The organism is Nocardioides sp. (assembly GCF_014360585.1).
Classification (GTDB): domain Bacteria; phylum Actinomycetota; class Actinomycetes; order Propionibacteriales; family Nocardioidaceae; genus Nocardioides.
The window spans coordinates 30,396-49,862 of record NZ_JACIXG010000025.1; the positions used below are offsets into that span (position 1 = coordinate 30,396).

Annotated in this window: 19 protein-coding genes and 2 tRNA genes; 17 read left to right on the top strand and 4 right to left on the bottom strand. The window is 68.5% G+C overall.

Annotated features, from left to right (window positions below; genetic code table 11):
* Window positions 1–62 precede the first annotated feature (62 nt).
* Window positions 63–845 (bottom strand): DeoR/GlpR family DNA-binding transcription regulator, encoded by a 783-nt coding sequence (locus tag H5T77_RS10525; protein ID WP_292648640.1) that lies wholly within the window; start codon window positions 843–845, stop codon window positions 63–65.
* Between the two features lie 286 nt (window positions 846–1,131).
* Here H5T77_RS10525 and rplU point away from each other — a divergent pair, with 286 nt between their 5' ends.
* Complete coding sequence (gene rplU / locus H5T77_RS10530) at window positions 1,132–1,434, top strand: 50S ribosomal protein L21 (RefSeq protein WP_292648642.1); 303 nt, start codon at window positions 1,132–1,134, stop codon at window positions 1,432–1,434.
* A gap of 36 nt (window positions 1,435–1,470) precedes the next feature.
* Window positions 1,471–1,728 (top strand): 50S ribosomal protein L27, encoded by a 258-nt coding sequence (gene rpmA / locus H5T77_RS10535; protein ID WP_179656849.1) that lies wholly within the window; start codon window positions 1,471–1,473, stop codon window positions 1,726–1,728.
* Between the two features lie 73 nt (window positions 1,729–1,801).
* Here rpmA and H5T77_RS10540 read toward each other — a convergent pair whose 3' ends face one another.
* Complete coding sequence (locus H5T77_RS10540; RefSeq protein WP_292648645.1) at window positions 1,802–2,656, bottom strand: LLM class flavin-dependent oxidoreductase; 855 nt, start codon at window positions 2,654–2,656, stop codon at window positions 1,802–1,804.
* 89 nt (window positions 2,657–2,745) lie between these two features.
* On the opposite strand from H5T77_RS10540, the gene obgE reads away from it, so the two are divergent.
* From obgE to H5T77_RS10560, 4 genes are all read left to right on the top strand, one after another.
* On the top strand, window positions 2,746–4,308 hold the full coding sequence (gene obgE, locus H5T77_RS10545; RefSeq protein WP_292648647.1) for a GTPase ObgE: 1,563 nt from the start codon (window positions 2,746–2,748) through the stop codon (window positions 4,306–4,308).
* Between the two features lie 98 nt (window positions 4,309–4,406).
* Window positions 4,407–5,519 (top strand): glutamate 5-kinase, encoded by a 1,113-nt coding sequence (gene proB / locus H5T77_RS10550; protein WP_292648649.1) that lies wholly within the window; start codon window positions 4,407–4,409, stop codon window positions 5,517–5,519.
* Window positions 5,516–6,490, top strand: a complete 975-nt coding sequence (locus H5T77_RS10555) for an endonuclease/exonuclease/phosphatase family protein (RefSeq protein ID WP_292648651.1) — start codon at window positions 5,516–5,518, stop codon at window positions 6,488–6,490. Before proB ends, H5T77_RS10555 begins: the two co-directional genes overlap by 4 nt.
* Window positions 6,491–6,499: 9 nt before the next feature.
* Window positions 6,500–7,009: a hypothetical protein gene (locus H5T77_RS10560; protein ID WP_292648653.1), complete on the top strand. Its 510-nt coding sequence runs from the start codon at window positions 6,500–6,502 to the stop codon at window positions 7,007–7,009.
* Here the strand turns inward: H5T77_RS10560 and H5T77_RS10565 are convergent.
* The gene (locus tag H5T77_RS10565) at window positions 7,006–7,548 is read right to left on the bottom strand and encodes a GNAT family N-acetyltransferase (protein ID WP_292648656.1); all 543 of its coding nucleotides are present in this window, start codon (window positions 7,546–7,548) and stop codon (window positions 7,006–7,008) included. The genes H5T77_RS10560 and H5T77_RS10565 overlap by 4 nt on opposite strands.
* 638 nt (window positions 7,549–8,186) lie before the next feature.
* On the opposite strand from H5T77_RS10565, the gene H5T77_RS10570 reads away from it, so the two are divergent.
* From H5T77_RS10570 to tig, 7 genes are all read left to right on the top strand, one after another.
* Window positions 8,187–9,449, top strand: a complete 1,263-nt coding sequence (locus H5T77_RS10570; protein ID WP_292648659.1) for an HNH endonuclease signature motif containing protein — start codon at window positions 8,187–8,189, stop codon at window positions 9,447–9,449.
* Between the two features lie 754 nt (window positions 9,450–10,203).
* Complete coding sequence (locus tag H5T77_RS10575; RefSeq protein WP_292648661.1) at window positions 10,204–10,722, top strand: ribose-5-phosphate isomerase; 519 nt, start codon at window positions 10,204–10,206, stop codon at window positions 10,720–10,722.
* 7 nt (window positions 10,723–10,729) lie between these two features.
* A complete protein-coding gene (locus H5T77_RS10580) occupies window positions 10,730–11,587 on the top strand; it encodes an Fpg/Nei family DNA glycosylase (protein WP_292648664.1) in 858 nt (285 codons plus the stop codon).
* Window positions 11,588–11,656: 69 nt separating this feature from the next.
* Window positions 11,657–12,736, top strand: a complete 1,080-nt coding sequence (locus tag H5T77_RS10585) for a PP2C family protein-serine/threonine phosphatase (RefSeq protein ID WP_292648666.1) — start codon at window positions 11,657–11,659, stop codon at window positions 12,734–12,736.
* A gap of 113 nt (window positions 12,737–12,849) precedes the next feature.
* A tRNA-Gly gene (locus H5T77_RS10590) sits at window positions 12,850–12,923 on the top strand.
* Window positions 12,924–12,958: 35 nt separating this feature from the next.
* Window positions 12,959–13,031, top strand: a tRNA-Pro gene (locus H5T77_RS10595).
* A gap of 70 nt (window positions 13,032–13,101) precedes the next feature.
* Entirely contained in the window at window positions 13,102–14,499 is a 1,398-nt protein-coding gene (tig, locus tag H5T77_RS10600; RefSeq protein WP_292648670.1) for a trigger factor, read from the top strand.
* 96 nt (window positions 14,500–14,595) lie between these two features.
* On the opposite strand, the gene H5T77_RS10605 is transcribed toward tig, so the two are convergent.
* Window positions 14,596–15,375 (bottom strand): zinc ribbon domain-containing protein, encoded by a 780-nt coding sequence (locus tag H5T77_RS10605; RefSeq protein ID WP_292648673.1) that lies wholly within the window; start codon window positions 15,373–15,375, stop codon window positions 14,596–14,598.
* A 210-nt stretch (window positions 15,376–15,585) separates the two neighbouring features.
* Here H5T77_RS10605 and H5T77_RS10610 point away from each other — a divergent pair, with 210 nt between their 5' ends.
* The 4 genes from H5T77_RS10610 (at window position 15,586) to clpX (ending at window position 19,403) form a co-directional block, all read left to right on the top strand.
* Window positions 15,586–16,596 (top strand): lipase family protein, encoded by a 1,011-nt coding sequence (locus tag H5T77_RS10610; protein WP_292648676.1) that lies wholly within the window; start codon window positions 15,586–15,588, stop codon window positions 16,594–16,596.
* Between the two features lie 142 nt (window positions 16,597–16,738).
* Window positions 16,739–17,401 (top strand): ATP-dependent Clp protease proteolytic subunit, encoded by a 663-nt coding sequence (locus H5T77_RS10615; RefSeq protein WP_425490912.1) that lies wholly within the window; start codon window positions 16,739–16,741, stop codon window positions 17,399–17,401.
* 4 nt (window positions 17,402–17,405) lie between these two features.
* Complete coding sequence (locus H5T77_RS10620; RefSeq protein ID WP_179656816.1) at window positions 17,406–18,011, top strand: ATP-dependent Clp protease proteolytic subunit; 606 nt, start codon at window positions 17,406–17,408, stop codon at window positions 18,009–18,011.
* Between the two features lie 99 nt (window positions 18,012–18,110).
* Window positions 18,111–19,403 (top strand): ATP-dependent Clp protease ATP-binding subunit ClpX, encoded by a 1,293-nt coding sequence (gene clpX, locus H5T77_RS10625; protein ID WP_179656817.1) that lies wholly within the window; start codon window positions 18,111–18,113, stop codon window positions 19,401–19,403.
* Window positions 19,404–19,467 lie beyond the last annotated feature (64 nt).

A 19,467-nucleotide genomic window follows, 5' to 3' on the forward strand; every position in this document is an offset into this window, starting at 1 on the left:
CCCGGTCGATGTGCCCGGAGCGCCCGGTTGCTGCCCGTTCTCAGGCTCATCTCCCGGGTCTTTCAGGCCCGGACGACCCGCGGTCCGAGGGCCGCGAACCGACGTGCCTCGGTGGCCGAGAGCTCGGTGCCGGTGATGAGGAGCTCGAAGTCGCGTACGCCCGCGAAGCGGCACAGGCTGGAGGCCCCGAACTTCGTGTGGGCGCCAAAGAAGATCCGGCGGCGGGAGCGTTCGATGGCGGCACGCTTGACCGCGGCCACCGACGGGTCCTGGGTGGTGAGGCCCTGTTCCCTGGAGATCCCGTTGGCTCCGATGTAGGCCAGGTCGATCACCAGGTCGGCCAGCATCCGGGTCGCCCACTGGTCCACGACGCCGCGGGTGATGGTGCGGACGCGCCCGCCCAGGACGATCACGGTGAGGTCCGGGTCGGCGGAGAGTCGCGTGGCCACCGGCAGGGACGGGGTGATGATCGTCGCCGGCCCGTGCCCGAAGAGCTCCTCGGCCAGGAACTGGGGCATGGTGCCCTCGTCGATGTAGATCGTCTCCGCGCCGCGCCGGTGCTGGAGGGCCGCCCGCGCGATCCGGTGCTTCTCGTCGACGTCGCGGCCGGCCCGGAACTCGAGCGAGGTCTCGAAGCTGCCGCTCTCCAGGGCGACCGCACCGCCGTAGACCCGCTCCACGACGCCGCGGTCGGCGAGCACCTTGAGGTCGCGCCGGATCGTCTCGACGCTCACCCCGAGATCGGGGGCGAGCTCGGTGACGGACACCCGCCCGGTCGCGCGTGCGCGCGCCAGGATCTCCTCCTGCCTGGCCTGGTTCGCGTGCGATGGTTCGGTCGGCGTCATGAGCGCATCATGCCCGCAATCGTGCCCGGTTCGCAGCGGACAGGGCCGAACCGGGCGCCCGGTTGGCCAGATCCTGGCCCTCGGGTGCACAATGTCCCCGGCATCGTCCAAGCGGACGGTGTCGCGGCGTTTTGCGGCTAACTGGCCGCGTACGTAAGATTGAATCTCGGCGTGCGCAGTGCGCCGTTCCTGCAGGCATCTGCTGGCACCTATCGCTTCGGGGTCCGGTCTGCTTTGCCGCGGGGCGACACAAGACTTTGAGTTCGGAGCAATGAAGGAGACCGCGGTGTACGCGATCGTGAAGGCTGGCAGCAAGCAGCAGAAGGTCGTTGTCGGCGACGTCATCGAGATCGACCGCCTCGACGGCGAGGCCGGTGCTGCGATCTCGCTGCCCGTGGTCATGCTCGTCGACGGTGAGACCGTCACCACGACCGGCCTCGACAAGGCCTCTGTGGCTGCTGAGATCGTCGGTGCCTCCAAGGGCCCGAAGATCATCATCCAGAAGTACAAGAACAAGACCGGCTACAAGAAGCGCCAGGGTCACCGTCAGAAGTACACCCAGGTCAAGGTCACCGCGATCAACGCCTGATTCCGGCGTTCTAGAGACACCTAAAGGACTGAGAAGATGGCACACAAGAAGGGTGCAGCAAGCACCAAGAACGGTCGCGACTCCAACGCCCAGCGCCTCGGTGTGAAGCGCTTCGGCGGCCAGGTCGTCGGCGCCGGCGAGATCATCGTCCGCCAGCGTGGCACCCACTTCCACCCCGGCACCAACGTCGGCCGTGGCGGCGACGACACCCTGTTCGCCCTGCAGCCGGGCGCGGTCGAGTTCGGCAAGCGCCGCGGCCGCCGGGTGATCAACATCGTTCCGGGCGACGCCTGAGTAACGCCTTTCGAAGGGCCCTCTCCTGCGGGAGAGGGCCCTTCGGCGTCTTCGGGTGTGCCTTGACGAAGGATCAGAGGTCCGCCGCGCGAGCCGCGATCGCCTCGAAGACGTCCCACGACATCTCCCACTGGGTCCCGGCACGGGGCCAGTGGATCGCGATGTCGGTGATCCCGATCTCGGCGTAGGAGCAGGCGAGGTCCTCGAACGCGTCCGCAGACTCGGTCCACGGCTCGTCGGTGAAACCGGACATGAAGAGCTTCGGAATCGCGGCGTAGTCCCGGCCCGTCTCCTCGCAGGCCGCGCGGAGCATCTCGAGCCGTTGGGCGACGTACGCCTTCGGGTCCTCGCCCTGGGGGTTCGCGATCCAGCCGTCGCCGACCTCGGCGGCCAGCCGGATCCCGCGGGGGCCGTTGCCGGCCAGCCACAGCGGCGTACGAGGCTGCTGGACCTGGCCGGGCGAGACGGTGACCTCGTGGGTCTGCCAGTGCTCGCCGTCGATCGTGACCGGTGACTCACGCAGCAGCCGGTCGACGGTGCGGGTCCACTCCGCGAACCGGTCGGCGCGCTCGCGAGGAGTGAACTCCCGCCCGAGCACATCTCCGTCGGAGGTGTGGTCGTCGCCGCCCGCGCCGATGCCGATCGTCACCCGCCCACCTGAGATGCGGTCCAGGCTGCGGATCACCGCGGCGGTCGGGATCGGCGTACGGAAGTTGGGGGTGGTCACCAGGGTCCCGAGCCGGATCGTCGAGGTGAGGGCCGCGGCGGCGGCCATCGACGTGAACGCCTCCTCCCAGGGGCTGTGCCCACGCCAGGCCAGATGGTCATAGACCCAGGCCGTCTCGAACCCGAGCTGCTCGGCCTGAACCCAACGCTCGCCCATCGCCGGCCAGTCCTCGATCGGCCACATCACTGTTCCTACTCGCATGGACTCAAACTTAGTGCCGAGTCGGCAGGTCCGCGGGTTGGCCGATCGCGGATAGCGACTGTGGGGCTTGCCGTCGGTAGGCTGGAGGCATGGCTGTACCCACTTTTGTCGACCGTGTCACCCTCCACGTCGAGGCCGGTCGCGGCGGGCACGGGGTGGCGTCGGTGCACCGCGAGAAGTTCAAGCCGCTGGGCGGTCCTGACGGCGGCAACGGTGGCACCGGCGGGTCGATCATCCTGCGCGTCGATCCCGATGTGACCACGTTGATCGACTACCACCACAGTCCCAAGCGCAAGGCCGCCAACGGGGGCCAGGCTGCGGGCGACTTCAAGAACGGCGCCCGCGGCGAGGACATGGTGCTCACCGTTCCTGACGGCACGGTTGTGACCGACCCGCAGGGCAACGTGCTCGCCGACCTGGTGGGCCCGGGTTCCGAGCTGGTCCTGGCCGAGGGTGGGCGTGGTGGGCTCGGCAACGCGGCCCTTGCCTCCTCCAAGCGCAAGGCACCGGGGTTCGCGCTCCTCGGCGAGCCGGGCGAGGCGCGGGAGATCGGCCTGGAGCTCAAGGTCGTCGCCGACATCGGCCTGGTCGGCTTCCCCAGCGCCGGTAAGTCGTCGCTGATCGCGGCGATCTCGCGGGCCCGGCCGAAGATCGCCGACTATCCGTTCACCACCCTGGTGCCGAACCTCGGCGTCGTGAAGGGCGGCGACATCACCTTCACCGTCGCCGACGTGCCGGGTCTGATCGAGGGGGCTGCTGACGGTCGAGGCCTCGGCCACGAGTTCCTGCGCCACATCGAGCGCTGTGCCGCGCTCGTCCACGTCATCGACACCGCGAGCATCGAGCCGGGCCGCAACCCGATCGACGACCTCGACGTCATCGAGAACGAGCTCTCCCGTCATGGCGGCCTCGAGGACCGGCCGCGGCTGGTCGCGCTCAACAAGGTCGACGTCCCGGACGGTCGCGCGATCGCCGAGATGACCATCGACGAGTTCGAGAAGCGGGGGATGAAGGTCTTCGAGATCTCAGCCGCCTCCGGCGAGGGCACCCAGCAGCTGATCTACGCGATGGCCGAGATCGTTGCGGCCTCCCGCAAGGACGTCCCTGCGGCAGCACCGACCCGGATCGTGCTGCGCCCCGAAGGTGTGGAGGGCAAGAACGGCTTCACGGTCAAGGTCTCGAAGAACGGCGAATACCTCGTCCGCGGCCCGCAGCCCGAGCGCTGGGTGCGCCAGACCGACTTCGAGAATGAGGAGGCCGTCGGCTACCTCGCCGACCGCCTCAACCGGCTCGGCGTCGAGAAGCGCCTGGTCGAGCTCGGGGCCGTGGAGGGCGACACCGTCATCATCGGCGACCCGGCCAACTCGGTCGTCTTCGACTTCCGCCCCTCGATCGACACCGGCGCCGAGATGCTCGGCCGCCGTGGCGAGGACCAGCGCTTCTACGAGGAGCGGCCCGCCGCCTCCCGGCGACGCGAGATCGACGCCGGGATGGAGACCAAGGAAGAGTACGAAGCCCGCGCCGACATCGCTCGGCGGCTGCGTGACGGCGCCGGCCCGGTCTCGTACGAGATCGGCGGCGAGGACGACCCGGACAGCGACTGGGCCGAGAACGACCCGTCGGCGGACTCGGAACAGCGCTCGGGGGAGTAGCGGCTCCGCCCGACCGGCGGAAACCTGCGGAGCGATCGGCTTCGGCGCCGGTAGGATCCGGCGCAGCAGGAGCACAGGCTGACGTACGAGGGGGATCGGTGCAGCGCGAGGTCGTGACCGGGGCACGCCGGGTGGTGGTCAAGGTCGGATCGTCCTCGCTGACCACGGCCTCGGGAGGCATCGACCCCGACCGGTTGAGCGCTCTGGTCGACGTGCTCGCGAAGACCCGGGCCACCGGCACCGAGGTCGTGCTGGTCTCCTCGGGGGCGATCGCGGCCGGGCTCTCGCCGCTGGGGCTGGCCAAGCGTCCGCGGGCGCTGGCCAAGCAGCAGGCGGCGGCGAGCGTGGGCCAAGGGCTGCTGGTGCACCGCTACACCGACGAGCTCGCTCGGCACGGCATCATCGCCGGCCAGGTGCTGCTCACCGTCGACGACCTGAACCGGCGGGCGCACTACCGCAACGCCGACGCGACGCTGTCGAAGCTGCTCGACCTGGGTGTGCTCCCGATCGTCAACGAGAACGACACGGTGGCCACCTCCGAGATCCGGTTCGGTGACAACGACCGGCTCGCGGCGCTGGTGGCCCACCTGGTCAAGGCCGACCTGCTGGTGCTGCTCAGCGACGTCGACGCACTCTACGACGCACCACCGTCCCAGCCCGGTTCACGGCGGATCGATGAGGTCGCCTCGCTGGCTGATCTCGCTGGTGTGACCATCGGCAAGGCCGGCGTCGCCGGGGTCGGCACGGGCGGAATGGTGACCAAGCTCGAGGCGGCCCGGATCGCTGTCGACGACGGCGTTCCGGTCGTGCTGACCTCGGCGGCTCAGGCCGAGGCGGCGCTCGCGGGCGAGCCGGTCGGCACCCTGTTCCACGCCGTCGGCAGGCGGCGGCCGGCGCGGCTGCTCTGGCTGCAGCACGCCACCGAGCCGGTCGGCTCGATCACCGTCGACGCCGGCGCTGTCGCCGCGATCAGTCGCCGCGGGGCCTCGCTGCTCGCCGCGGGGGTCACCGGCTCCTCGGGGGCGTTCCACGCCGGTGACCCGGTCGATGTCGTCGACCCCTCGGGGGCGGCCGTCGCTCGTGGCCTGGTGAACTACGACGCCGACGAGATCCCGCGACTGGCCGGGCGCTCCTCGGGCTATCTGGAGGCCAACCTCGGGGCTGCGTACGCTCGGGAGGTCATCCACCGCGACGACCTGGTCGTCCTGTGAAGCGGGCGCGGTGGGTGCCGTTGGTGCTGGGCTGGGGAGTGTTGGTCCTCTGCGGTCTGCCCGCGCTGGCGATCACGCTCTCCCGGGCGCTGGCGAGCACGGATCTGCGGGCGGTGCGTCTGGCTGCGTTCGCGCCGTTCGGTGTCGTCCTGTACGCCTTGTGCCTGGTCGCGATCCTGGTCCTGGTGTTGCTTGCCGCCGGTCGTGGTCGGATCAGGCTCGCCGTCGTCGCCGGGGTCGTCGCGCTGCTGCTCGCGGTGCACGTCGCCTGGCAGGCGCCGTTCTACGCCGGGTCCCGGGCGACCAGCGCCGGTGAGCCGTTGACGGTGATGACCACCAACCTCTTGGAGGGCAAGGGCGACACCAAAGCGGTGGTCGATGCCGTGCGCGCCAACAAGGTCGACGTGCTCGCCGTCCAGGAGATCACTGCGGAGGCGCTCGAGAAGCTGACGGTCGCGCTGGGGGACCAGCTGCCCTATCGGAGCGGCGAGGCGGCCCCCGGCACCATGGGCACGATGCTCTTCGCCGACCGTCCGATCACCAAGTCACGCCGGATCGAGACGGCGATGGGGTCGTGGGCGGCCGACGTGGGAGAGTGGCGGGTCGTCGTCGCCCATCCCGCCCCGCCCACGCTCGCGGTGTGGCCGGCCGAGCAGGAGTTGATCATCGAGGCGGCGGCTGCGGAGAAGCCGGACCTGCTCCTGGGAGATCTCAACGCGTCGCTCGACCACCACACGACCCGGCGACTGCTCGACGACGCGGACCTGCAGGACGCTGCCCGGGCGAGCAACGCCGGCTGGCAGCCGACCTGGCCGACCGAGGGGTTCGCCGGCATACCTCTGCCGCCGGCGACCGCGATCGACCATGTGCTCATCGGTGACGCCCTGGTCGCGCTGGCGACCGAGACGGTCGAGGTGCCGGGGTCCGACCACTTGGCGCTGGTCGCCTATCTCGGTACTCCTGAGGGGTAGCCTGCGGCGGTGACGAACAACTCGGACGGTCTGATCCGCTCTGCGCTTCGTGGGAACGAGGAGACCGCCTCGCGGCTGCGACGTACACAGCTGCTCGGTGTGCTCGCGCTGGTGGTCGCGACCCTCGCGTCGCCGGTGGTCCGGCTGGCCGACGACGACGGGGACGTCGACCGCCAGCTCAACATCTGGGCGGCCATCCAGTGGATCGCAGATGCGCGAGACGCCTCCGACGGTCTGCCCGCGTCGTTCACCTGGCTCGCGATCGCGCTCTACGTGGCGCTCCTGTTCGTGGTCTCGGCTCCGGTGCTCGCGATCGTGCTCGCCGTACAGCGGGGCGGTGCGGCCCGCCTCGCCGCCGGGATCGCAGCGTGTGTCGGGTCGGTCGTGACGCTGTCGTGCTGGCTGGTCGTGATCGGGGACTCGCCCGAGGGGTTCGCCGACCTCCAGCCGATCTGGGGCGTACTGCTCCCGATCGTCCTCGGGCTGTGGACGGCCAACATCCTGGAGACCGACGACTAGGGTCGATCTTCGAGGTGGCCGAACCACTGCTCCGCGCCGTACGCGGTGAACCGCTCGACCTCGACGAACCCGAGCCTTCGTGCGAGCCGGAGCGAGCGCTCGTTGGCGACCTGGGTGGTGAGGACGACGGGCTCGCCGGGGAGCGTCGCGTCGATCCAGCCGAGGACCGCCCGGACTGCCTCGTTCGCGACACCCGCGCCCCACGTCGTGGGTAGGAATTCGCAGCCGATCTCCACTTCGTCGCCCTCGTCGCGTACGTGGTGTGCCCATGCCGGATCCCGGCGCTGGACCGTGATCCTTCCGATGAACTCGCCGTCGCGTTCAACGGCGAAGATGCCCGGTCTCGTGTTCGGGTCGACCGGGATCAGCTCCTCGAGCTGCTCGCGGGTGTGCTGTGGGCCGCCGAGGTATGCCTGCACGATCTCGGACGAGAGCAGCTCGGCCAGTGCTGGTCTGTCTTCGGTCCTGGTCTCTCGGAGGGTCAGGCGCTCGGTGACGATCGGGGTCGGGGGCCAGGGGACGGCACCGAGGGGCTTCATGCGGTTGGACGGTAGCGGATGTGGGACGTCGGTGGTCGAGCTTGTCGAGACCTTCCTGTCCCGCTTGTCGAGACCTCGCCCCGCTGGCCCGAGCTTGTCGAGACCCCGCCCCGCTGGCCCGAGCTTGTCGAGACCTCGCCCCGCTGGTCGAGCTTGTAGAGACCGCCCCCCGGTGGTCGAGCCGCCGGAGCCGCTAGGCGGAGGCGTGTCGAGACCAACACGGTCGCCTCGGTGGTCGAGCCTGTCGAGACCTCCCTGCCGGAACGTCCCACCCGAAGGCCGGTGTGGGCCGCCGACCCGGCTTCGAGGGTCTTCTCGAGGAAACCCGGAGTAAAGGACGGCCTTCGGCCGCCGGCTACGCCGGCCGCTTCGCGGTCCTTGACACCGGGCTCCCTCGAGAAAGATTTGGCTGGCTATCGGGGCGGCGGCCCGGGTGTGGCGCAGCGCATTCTCGCTTGGGAACGGTGATGCGCGTGGGGTGGCAGGGGTGGCCCTTCGGGCCACTTAGCGTCCACAGGTTTGAGGGCGTTCGCTCACCGCGAAAAGTTGGTTTGACCTGCACAGATAGGTGTTCAAGAAGGCTTGCTGGGAGTAGAATCGGAGGCACTACGACACGCCTTTGAAGGGAGGTGACAGCAGTGAGCATCGACCACTGGGGCACCAGCCCGGGAGACCTCGTCTCGTCGGCTCTTGCTGCCATCGAAACCTCCCTTGAAGAACTCCTTGCGATGGACCCGACCTACTGGCGCACCAGTCAGAAGAAGGACTACCTCGCGAAGGTGGAGAAGCTCCAAGCACAACAAGCTGCATTGACGCTGCGGGTGCTCGCTGTCTCTGGGGATATCGCCGCAGAGACTGGCGACAAGGACGCCTCCTCCTGGATGCGTGCCGAGCTGCTAGTCGACAAGGGCGCCGCTCGTTCGCAGATCAAGCTCGCTGCGGGAGTGGCGAGATATGAGTTGGTTTCTGCCGGCCTTGCTGCCGGTGTCGTCTCCGAGGCGAAGGCCCGAGTGATCACCAAAGCGCTCGACAAGGTCGAGGCCGACCCGTTGGCCACCCGCGAGCATCTGGTCTTGGCTGAGAAGTTGCTGGTCGACTACGCGACCCAGTTCACCGCCAAGGAACTGCGGATCGTCGGTAAGCGGATCCTGGTCGAGGTCGACCCCGCCCGGTTCGAGGAAGCCGAAGCCAAAGCCCTTCTCGCTGAAGAAGAGCGTGCCCAGCAGAAGACCGCGCTACGCGTGTGGGACAACGGCGATGGAACCGTCGGGTTCGAGGGTGTACTGCCTGTGTCGATCGGGATGCGGTTCAAGAAGCAGGTCGAGGCCTGGGCCCAACCGCGCAAGCAGCAGCTGGTCGAGAAGGGTGCTCCGTTGCCGCCGTGGGAGCGGTTGATGGGTCAGGGGTTCGCGCGGTTGATCGAGACCGTCGACCCGAATGCGCTGCCCAGGCACGGTGGTGACGCGACCGTGGTCAACGTGGTGATCTCCCTCGAGGAGCTCCGCAAAGACCTCGGCACCGCCACCCTCGGGTTCGACGAGACCAACGGCACCACGATCACCGCCGCCGAGGCCCGCAGGATGGCATGCAACGCCACCATCATCCCCTGGGTCCTCGGCGGGGACAGTGAGGTGCTGGACATGGGCCGTGGGAGCAGGGTCTTCGTGCCGATCCAGCGCAAAGCGCTCCGGTTGCAGCAGAAGTGCTGCCAGGCCGAGGGCTGTGACATGCCACCGGAGTGGTGTGACGCCCACCATTTCAAACCCTGGGCCGCCGGCGGGAGAACGGATCTGAAGGACGGGGTCCTGCTGTGTCCGCACCATCATCGTCTGGCGCACAACCCTGCCTACGTTCATGAGCGGTTGCCCGACGGCACCGTCCGGTTCACCCGGCGGCCCTAAACCGGCACGTCGAGACCACCCCCGCAGCGGTCGTCCCGCCAAGTCCCCCGGCTATGCGCGGGCACTTTCGCCTGCCCTGGGCCAGGCCGGCTCTGCTTGCGCCGTTGATGTGGACCTGGGTGGCATCGCGTCAACGGCTCGGATCTGGTCGACCCCCATTCACGGGAGGCTGGGAAGGACTCACGCCCTCCTGCCACCGCCCACGTGCCACCGCCCACTGCGGCCATTACTCCTCGGGACTTGGCCGCCCATCCGGCCGGGTGCTCCCGAGCCGGCGGACCTTTCCCACTCGTGCAGATTCTCTCCCCACTCCAACGCAACTTCCCCACGCCCGGGAGGGTGGGGAACCTCCGTCCGGGAAGGGACGGTGCGAAAGAATCGGAAAACCCCGTCCCGTGGGTCATCCGCCTGTTGGGGCAGCCTTGTGATCGATTCACAAGGTGTCATCGTCTAGTACAGCGCCCGGCAGACCTTTCTCCTGGCAGGACCGGCCAACCCCGGTCCCCAAGCCCGTACCCAACCCGAACTCGCTGCGCCAAACCCCGCCGCCGACCCGATAGCCAGCCAAAATTCTCGACGGATCACGGTGTCAAGGATCGCCGCAGGCGACCGGCGAAGCCGGCGGCCGAAGGCCGTCCTTTACTCCGGGATTCGGCGTGAACACCATCCAATACAGGGTCGGCGGCCCCACCCTCAGAAAAACACCAACCCACCAAATCCGAAGTTGAGCCGCCCGTAAGAGAGGATGGACGCCATGCGCGTCCACATCGGCTGTGACCACGCCGGTCTCGAACTGAAGTCCCATCTGATCAACCGTCTGACGGAGCTCGGCTATGAGCCTGTCGACCATGGCCCGTTCGTCTATGACGCACTCGACGACTACCCGGTCTTCTGCATCCGGGCGGCAGAGGGTGTGGTCCGCGATCGGGAGCAGGGGCTCGACAGCCTCGGGGTCGTGATCGGGGGGTCGGGCAACGGTGAGCAGATGGCGGCCAACAAGGTGACCGGGATCCGGTGCGCGCTCGCTTGGAGCGAGGAGACCGCCAAGCTCGCCCGTGACCACAACAACGCTCAGGTCGTCGCGGTCGGTGGCCGGATGCACAGTCTCGAGGACATGACGAAGTTCGTCGAGATCTTCCTGGCCGAGCCGTTCAGCGACGAGGAGCGGCACGTACGCCGTATCGACCAGCTCCACGCCTACGACGCCGACGGCGTGCGGCCGGCGCTTCCCGACTCGGCCAAGGGCCTGGGGCCGGCCGAGGACCAGGACTGATCCGGCGATGCCCGAGGGGCACACCCTCCACCGCCTCGCCCTCGACCTGAGCGGTGCCTTCGCCGGCGAGCAGGTCCGGGTCAGCAGCCCGCAGGGCAGGTTCGCGGACTCCGCCGCACTCCTGGACGGTCAGGTCCTCGTCGGGGCCGAGGCCTGGGGCAAGCAGCTGTTCGTCGAGTTCCCGGGGGAGCAGCACGTCCACATCCACCTCGGCCTCTACGGCAAGCTCGACCTGTTGCCCTACACCGCCGAGCCCCCTCTTCCCGTCGGCCAGGTCAGGCTCCGCCTGGTCTCGGCAGGGTCGACCACCGGAAGCGGGACGTACGCAGACCTACGTGGCGCCAACACCTGCAACCTGGTCACCGCGGCCCAGCGTGACGCCGTGGTCGCGAAGCTCGGGCCGGACCCGCTGCGCGACGACGCCGACCCTGGCCGGGCGTGGCTGCGGATCAGCCGGAGCCGCACGAGCATCGGCGCGCTGCTGATGGACCAGTCCGTCCTGGCCGGAGTGGGCAACGTCTACCGGGCCGAGGTGCTCTTCCGGCACCGGATCGACCCGATGCGACCGGGCAACACCCTGCGCCGGAAGCAGTGGGACGCCATCTGGGACGACCTGGTCGAGCTGATGAAGCTCGGCGTCCAGGCGAACCGCATCGACACCGTCCGCGAGGAGCACACGCCGGAGGCGATGGGTCGCCCGCCGCGCAAGGACGACCACGGCGGCGAGGTCTACGTCTACCGCCGCAGCGGTCAGCCCTGCCTGGTGTGCGGCACGAACGTACGCACCGTCGAGCTGCAGCAGCGCAACCTCTTCTGGTGTCCGAAGTGCCAGCGCACCTACCGGCCCCGCACGAACGCGAAGTAGGAGCCCGCACTACTCTCCGGCCTGCGAGAACGACCACGCAGCCCCCACCTCGAGACCTAGAGTGAGGCCATGTCGAGCCATGCCTTCGCAGGCCGTTTGCGGAGCAACGCGATCCGCCGCAGGTTCCGCGACCCGGAGCTGCGAGCGGTGCTGTGGCTCGGACTGCTCACCGTCCTGCTGACGGTGCTCGCGGCGGCTCAGGTCGGCTGGCTGCAGGTGGTCCCGGTGGCGGTGCTCACGGTGCCGTTGCTGCTCGGTGCGGTGCTGCTCGGCCCGCGTACGCTCAGCTGGTTCGTCGTCTTCGTGATGGTGATGATCGTGGTGGCCGCCAGCCGGGTCACGCTCTCCGACCGCGACGCCGCCTCCATCGGGGTGCACTTCCTGCTCGGCGCGATCGTGCTGTCCGTCGCGATGCGCCGCACCTACCTCGGGGTCGGCGGCCTGAGCGACGAGCTCATGCTGCTCGACCTGACCCACCGGCTCGACCAGGGTGCGATCCCCCCGATGCCTCCGGGGTGGCTCGCCGACTCGGCGGTCCTGCCTGCGGGCGGCACCCGGTTCGCGGGCGACTTCGTGGTGGCCGCTCGGGTGGAGGACCGGCTGGAGGTGGTCGTCGTGGACGTCTCCGGCAAGGGGGAGCGAGCAGGCACCAGAGCGCTCCAGCTGTCCGGAGCGTTCGGCGGCCTCCTCGGCGCCGTGCCGCCGGGTGACTTCCTTCCCGCCGCCAACCGCTACCTGCTCCGCCAGGACTGGCAGGAGGGCTTCGCGACCGCGGTCTATCTCTCCATCGACCTCAGCGACGGCGCCTACGAGATCCGCACGGCCGGCCACCCGCCCGCGCTCGTACGCCGCGCGTCCACCGGCCGCTGGGAGGAGGCCGACAGCGTCGGCCCGGTGCTCGGGCTCATCGACGACGTCGACTTCGATGCCTGCACAGGCACGCTCGGCGTGGGGGACATGGTGATGCTCTACACCGACGGAGTCGTGGAGGCGCGGGGCGTCGACCTCGAGGACGGCATCAGCAACCTGGTCGCCACCGCCGACCATCTCGCCGTCACCGGACGGGGTGGCGGAGCCCGCCGCCTGCTCGAGGGGATGAGCGCCAGCGCCGACGATCGCGCACTCGTTGCGGTCGGCAGACGGCGCTGAGATCCGCACCGAAACGACCGGACCAACCGGTCAGTAGGGGAGCCGGTTACAGGTGTGAGCCAGATCTATGGCAGGATTTCGCAGGTTGCACGAGGGCGTTGGCTCTCGCGTACGCGGATGTAGCTCAATGGTAGAGCCTCAGTCTTCCAAACTGATTACGCGGGTTCGATTCCCGTCATCCGCTCCAAGTGCCATTCCCGCTGATTGGGGAGGGGCTCTTGACGGGGCGTAGCGTAGTGGCTAGCGCGCCTGCTTTGGGAGCAGGAGACCGCAGGTTCGAGTCCTGTCGCCCCGACATCTTTCTCGAAATTTCATAGCCCCTGCACGCGACATCATTCTCAGAAACAAACGACAGGAGACACCCTGTGAAGAGCGCCGTCGAGACGTTGAGCCCGACCCGGGCCAAGCTGACCGTCGAGGTGCCCTTCGAGGAGCTCAAGCCGAGCCTCGACGCGGCGTACAAGCAGATCGCCAAGCAGATCAACGTCCCCGGCTTCCGCCGTGGCAAGGTCCCGCCCCAGGTGATCGACAAGCAGGTCGGCCGCGGTGCGGTGCTCTCCGAGGCGGTCAACAACGCCCTCCCGCAGATGTACTTCGAAGCCCTCCAAGAGAACTCGCTCGAGCCGCTCGCGCAGCCCGAGATCGAGGTCACCAAGCTCGAGGACAACGAGACGCTGGAGTTCACCGCCGAGGTCGACATCAAGCCCGAGATCACGCTGCCCGACTACGAGGGCATCGAGGCGAAGGTCGAGGACATCGAGCTCACCGACGCTGACGTCGAGGAGCAGATCCAGGCGATGCGCGAGCGCTTCGGCACCCTCAAGGACATCGAGCGCCCCGCCGCCGACGGCGACTTCGTGGTCATCGACCTGAAGGCGACCAAGGACGGCGAGGACGTCGACGGCGCCGAGGCCGTCGGGATGAGCTACCAGGTCGGCAAGGGCGGCATGCTCGACGGTCTCGACGAGGCCCTCACCGGCCTGTCGGCCGGCGAGTCCGCGGACTTCAAGAGCACCCTCGTCGGCGGTGAGCTGGTCGGCCAGGAGGTCGACGTCAACGTCACCGTCAACCAGGTGCAGGAGCAGGAGCTCCCGGAGTACGACGACGAGTTCGCCCAGCTCGCCAGCGAGTTCGACACCGTCAAGGAGCTCGAGGAGGACGTTCGCGGCCGCCTCGGCAACGGCAAGCGCCTCGAGCAGGCCGCTGCCGCCCGCGACGCCGTCCTCGAGGCGCTCCTGGAGAAGGTCGAGATCCCGCTTCCGGAGACCATCGTCGCCGACGAGCTCAACGCCCGTCGCGAGGGCATCGAGCAGCAGCTCGGCTTCGCCGGCCTCACCTTCGAGAAGTACCTCGAGGACGAGGAGCAGACGATCGAGGAGTTCGAGGCCGACCTCGAGCGCCGCGTTCGTGACGCCGTCGCCGCCCAGCTGATCCTCGACCAGATCGCCAAGGAGAAGGAGATCGGTGTCGAGCAGCAGGAGCTGACCGAGCACATGATGCGCCGTGCGCAGCAGTCCGGTCAGGACCCGCAGGAGTTCGTCAACCACATGCTCGAGCACAACCACGTGCCCGAGCTGGTCCAGGAGATCCTGCGCGGCAAGGCGCTCGCCCAGCTGGTCGAGGCCGCCACGGTCGTCGACGAGTCCGGCAACCACGTCGAGCTGAAGAACCTCCGTCCTGACGGCACCATCGGCGAGCCCGAGGCAGAGGCCGCCGACGAGAGCGACGAGAGCGACGAGGCCGCCGAGAAGGCTGACGCCTGAGCATCAGACGTACGCCGCCCCTGCCCGATCCGGGCAGGGGCGGTTTCGTCTGTGACGCCTGGTGGATGGAGCCTGGCGGATCTACTGCTGGCGGATCTACTGGGAGTCGTAGTTGTCCGTCGGGGCTCCCGAGACCTCCAGGCGCTTGGCTGCACAGTCGGTCCGGGACAGGCCCTGCTCGACGCACCACTCCAGCGCGGGCCCGGAGGTGTCGCTGGGATAGGGCACGACGACGGCGTACATCCCCGGCTTCACGTACGAGCTGGGCCACTCGCCGGTGTCGAGGAGCAGCACGTCGGGGTGGTCGGTCTTGATCTCCTGGTAGCGGTTCAGCGCCTTGTGCCAGTCGGCGTCGCCGCCGTCGCCTGCGCCGACCGCCGCGAGCTGGGGGATCCAGCTGCCGATGAGCTTGCTGGCGGCCTCGGTGTCGAGGCGGGAGATCCGGAGCAGCTGGTTCTCGGGAGGGGCGTTCGGATCCAGGGTTGGCTCGCCCAATGGGGTGCGCGAAGGCTTGCTCGCGGGCTCGCTCCCGGCGGGGTCGGTCGAAGGGTTCGCCTCGGGTCGTGCGGGGTCGACCCCGTCCTTGCCGAAGATGAACCCGAGTGCCCCGGCCACGAGCACGAGCACCGCGATCACGGTCAGGATCGCGGCGGTGCGGCCCTTGCGTCCTGCCGGAGGTGGCGGGGGAGCGTCGTCGAAGAAGAAGCCGCGCGTGCTCCGCGGGGTGGCGGTCTCGTCGCTGATCTCGTCCACGAAGAGCGGGCGGTGGGGCTCCGGGGGAGCCAGCAGCGGAGCGCCGCAGCCGATGCAGTAGATGGCCCCGGGAACCCGCGAATCACCGCACGACGGGCAGTGTGACTCCAACTCGTCGCCCACTGACCGACACCCCCTTCCCAGTCCGACGGTAACCCGTGAAGACCGCCATCGTCACGCAACATCCGTAACAACAGCATCACAGACACCATACGCGCGAGTGAACGCAAACGTACGGAATGCGGGTGGTGCGATGTGATCTGAGGCACAGACGCGCCTGTCAGGCGGCACAGGTGAGTCCTCCGCCCGGGCTCAGGCTCTACGCTTCCAAGCGTGAGCTCCAGTCCCGAGACCGTCCGCGCCGTGGTCCTCAACGTCGAGGACACCCCGGTGGACCCCGAAGCCGAGGAGCAGCTCGATCGCGGTCAGGGCAGGGTGGCCGGCCTCGTCGGTCTGGCGAGGTTCGCCTGGCGCATCACCGCCTTCGCGCGGCGTCCGTTCGTGGCCCCGTTCGCGCTCGCGACCCCGATCGTCCGCGGCGTCGCCGGCACCGAGTCCGGGCCGGCTGTCGCGGTGCGCCATGACGGCCGCACGGTCAGCGCGCGGGAGTGGGCCGCTGCGCACCAGCTCGCCGGGGCGAGCCCTCGGGTCCTGGTCCTGGTCCCGCCGTCGGGCAAGGACGAGACGGTGTGGGACGAAGGCTCCCAGGCGACCGGTGCGACGTACGCCGATCGGCTCGCCGAGCTGCTCGGCTGGCTGCCGCTGCACCTGCATGTGTCGGCCGGCACCAAGTCGGTCTCCGCCGCGGTCGCGCTCAGCAGCCGGATCCAGGAGTGCTTAGACGCCCTGGCGGCGGAGCCGCACAGCGATGCCGCCGGCTCACCGCGCATCGTCCTGGTCGGGTACGCCGGCGGTGGTCTGATCGCCCGCAACGCGCTCGGGGTGGCCACCCCTGGAGCCCGGCCATGGACGACGTACGTCTCTGAGCTGATCGCGCTCGGCACGACTCCCTATGCGGTCACTTCCGCTCCGATCTCGCGCGGGGTCGGCAAGCAGATCGACGAGCATCTGGCCGGGATCGCGGTGGTCGGGCCGGACGAGGCGATGCTGCCGCCGCGGCCGGACGTGGACTATCTGCTGGTCACCGACAAGGCGACCTCGCGGCCCAACCGGGTCGGGCGCCTCTTCGGGGAGATGCTGTGGTGGCGACACAAGACCCCGCTGCGGTCGCGACGGGTGCGTGACCTGTTCCCGACCGCGGAGCGCTTCACCCTCTCGACCGCCGAGACGCCGCTGTCGAACCACCCGGCGGTGCACGACGCCCTGCTGCGCTGGCTCGCCTAGCGCGGCACTCGCGCTCCTTCCGGCTCCGGCGCGCTGCGCCGATTGCGGAGCAATCGCCAACAGCACAGTTCTGCCGTCGGCGAACAACGGCACACCAGCCGTGGAACAACTGGCTTCGGCGGCTAGTGTCGATCCTGTGAACATCGACTCCAGCGCGGCTGACGCTCACGCCGGTGCCCCAGGGCTCTCCCCGAGCCTGGGCGGCAACGGCGGTGGTCTGAGCCTTCTCGACGACAACATCTACACCCGACTGCTGCGGGAGCGCATCGTCTTCCTCGGCTCCGAGGTCCGTGACGCGAACGCGAACGCGATCTGCGCGCAGCTCCTGCTGCTCTCCGCTGAGGACCCGGAGGCCGACATCTTCCTCCACATCAACTCGCCCGGTGGCTCGGTGGATGCCGGCATGGCCATCTACGACACGATGAACTACATCCCCAACGATGTCGCCACCGTCGGCATGGGGCTGGCCGCCTCGATGGGGCAGTTCCTGCTCTGCGCCGGCGCGAAGGGCAAGCGCTACGCGCTTCCCCACGCCCGGATCATGATGCACCAGCCCTCCTCGGGCATGGGTGGATCGGCCTCGGACATCAAGATCCAGGCCCAGCAGTCGCTGCACATCAAGAAGGTGCTGCTCGATCTGATCAGCGAGCACACCGGTCAGAGTGTCGAGCAGGTGACTGTCGACGCCGACCGCGACCGCTGGTTCACCGCTGCCGAGGCGCTCGACTACGGCCTGGTCGACCAGGTGATCCGGAGTGCCAAGGAAGCCTCTGACGAGGGCCGCCCCGCCCACAAGAAGGACTGACGACATGAACTACTACATCCCGCAGTGGGAGGAGCGTACGTCTTACGGCGTGCGCCGGATCGACCCCTACGCCAAGCTCTTCGAGGACCGGATCATCTACCTGGGCACCCCGATCAGCGACGATGTCGCCAACGCGGTCATCGCCCAGCTGCTCTGCCTGCAGTCGATGAACCCGGACCAGGACATCTCGATCTACATCAACAGCCCGGGTGGCTCGTTCACCGCCTGCACCGCGATCTACGACACGATGCAGTTCATCAAGCCGGACGTGCAGACCGTCTGCATCGGCCAAGCCGCCTCGGCGGCCGCGATCCTGCTCGGCGCGGGCACGCACGGCAAGCGGATGGCGCTTCCCAACAGCCGCATCCTGATTCACCAGCCGTACACCGAGGGCACCTTCGGCCAGACCTCCGACATCGAGATCCAGGCCAACGAGATCCTCCGGATGCGCGAGCTGCTGGAGAAGATGATCGCCGACCACAGCGGCAAGTCGATGGACGAGGTCAGCCACGACATCGAGCGCGACAAGATCCTCACCGCCGCTCAGGCAGTGGAGTACGGCCTGATCGACTCGGTCCTCGAGTCGCTCAAGACGCCGGCGCTCGTTTGACCCTCGGGCCCCGCGCCGCTCCCACATCGAAGGCGCGGCGCGGGGTACCGTCAGTAATTATTCGGACCTAGCAGTCAAGTCGGGGAAGGAAGGCCACTCGTGGCACGCATCGGCGACGGAGGTGACCTGCTGAAGTGCTCCTTCTGCGGGAAGAGCCAGAAACAGGTCAAGAAGCTCATCGCGGGTCCCGGCGTGTACATCTGCGACGAGTGCATCGATCTCTGCAACGAGATCATCGAGGAGGAGCTCAACGAGGGCTCCGAGGTGGAGATCGCCGACCTCCCCAAGCCGAAGGAGATCTTCGACTTCCTCAACTCCTACGTCATCGGTCAGGAGCAGGCGAAGAAGTCGCTCGCGGTGGCGGTCTACAACCACTACAAGCGCGTCCAGGCCGGTCTGCAGCCCGGAGGCCCGCAGGGCCCCGGCAAGCACGCCAAGGAGGAGCAGGTCGAGGTCGCCAAGTCCAACATCTTGGTGATCGGCCCGACCGGGTGCGGCAAGACCTATCTGGCGCAGACGCTGGCTCGGATGCTCAATGTCCCGTTCGCGATCGCGGATGCCACCGCGCTGACCGAGGCCGGGTACGTCGGTGAGGACGTCGAGAACATCCTCCTCAAGCTGATCCAGGCCGCCGACTACGACGTCAAGAAGGCCGAGACCGGCATCATCTACATCGACGAGATCGACAAGGTGGCCCGCAAGGCGGAGAACCCCTCGATCACGCGCGACGTCTCCGGTGAGGGCGTGCAGCAGGCGCTGCTGAAGATCATCGAGGGCACCACCGCCTCGGTGCCGCCGCAGGGTGGCCGCAAGCACCCGCACCAGGAGTTCATCCAGATCGACACCACCAACATCCTCTTCGTGGTGGGCGGTGCCTTCGCCGGTCTGGAGCACATCATCGAGCAGCGCGTCGGCAAGAAGACCCTCGGCTTCACCGCCGAGGTGCGCGGCAAGGCCGAGAAGGAGTCCGAGGACCTCCTCAAGCTCGTTCGCCCCGAGGATCTGACCAAGTTCGGGCTGATCCCGGAGTTCATCGGCCGGCTGCCGTTGATCGCGAGCGTCGAGAAGCTCGACCAGGCTGCGCTGGTGCAGATCCTGACGGAGCCGCGCAACGCGCTGGTCAAGCAGTACCAGAAGCTCTTCGACCTCGACGGCGTCGACCTCGAGTTCACCGAGGACGCGATCACCGCCATCGCCGACAAGGCCCTCGAGCGCGGCACCGGCGCCCGTGGCCTGCGGGCGATCATCGAGGAGGTCCTCCTCTACGTGATGTACGACGTGCCCTCCCGCGGCGACGTCGGCAAGGTGATCGTCACCCGCGAGGTGGTCGACGACGGCGAGATGCCGACGCTCGTGACTCGCGAGAAGGAGACCAAGAAGAAGTCGGCCTAGACCCGGGACTCGAGAGTCACGGCCCTAGTCCGTTTGGGTCATTTCCGCCGTCCGGGTCGTTATC

Coding starts and splice junctions, on each gene's coding strand:
- H5T77_RS10525 (WP_292648640.1), bottom strand. CDS start 845: ATGACGCCGACCGAACCATCGCACGCGAACCAGGCCAGGCAGGAGGAG.
- rpmA (WP_179656849.1), top strand. CDS start 1,471: ATGGCACACAAGAAGGGTGCAGCAAGCACCAAGAACGGTCGCGACTCC.
- H5T77_RS10540 (WP_292648645.1), bottom strand. CDS start 2,656: ATGCGAGTAGGAACAGTGATGTGGCCGATCGAGGACTGGCCGGCGATG.
- obgE (WP_292648647.1), top strand. CDS start 2,746: ATGGCTGTACCCACTTTTGTCGACCGTGTCACCCTCCACGTCGAGGCC.
- H5T77_RS10565 (WP_292648656.1), bottom strand. CDS start 7,548: ATGAAGCCCCTCGGTGCCGTCCCCTGGCCCCCGACCCCGATCGTCACC.
- H5T77_RS10575 (WP_292648661.1), top strand. CDS start 10,204: ATGCGCGTCCACATCGGCTGTGACCACGCCGGTCTCGAACTGAAGTCC.
- H5T77_RS10580 (WP_292648664.1), top strand. CDS start 10,730: ATGCCCGAGGGGCACACCCTCCACCGCCTCGCCCTCGACCTGAGCGGT.
- H5T77_RS10585 (WP_292648666.1), top strand. CDS start 11,657: ATGTCGAGCCATGCCTTCGCAGGCCGTTTGCGGAGCAACGCGATCCGC.
- H5T77_RS10620 (WP_179656816.1), top strand. CDS start 17,406: ATGAACTACTACATCCCGCAGTGGGAGGAGCGTACGTCTTACGGCGTG.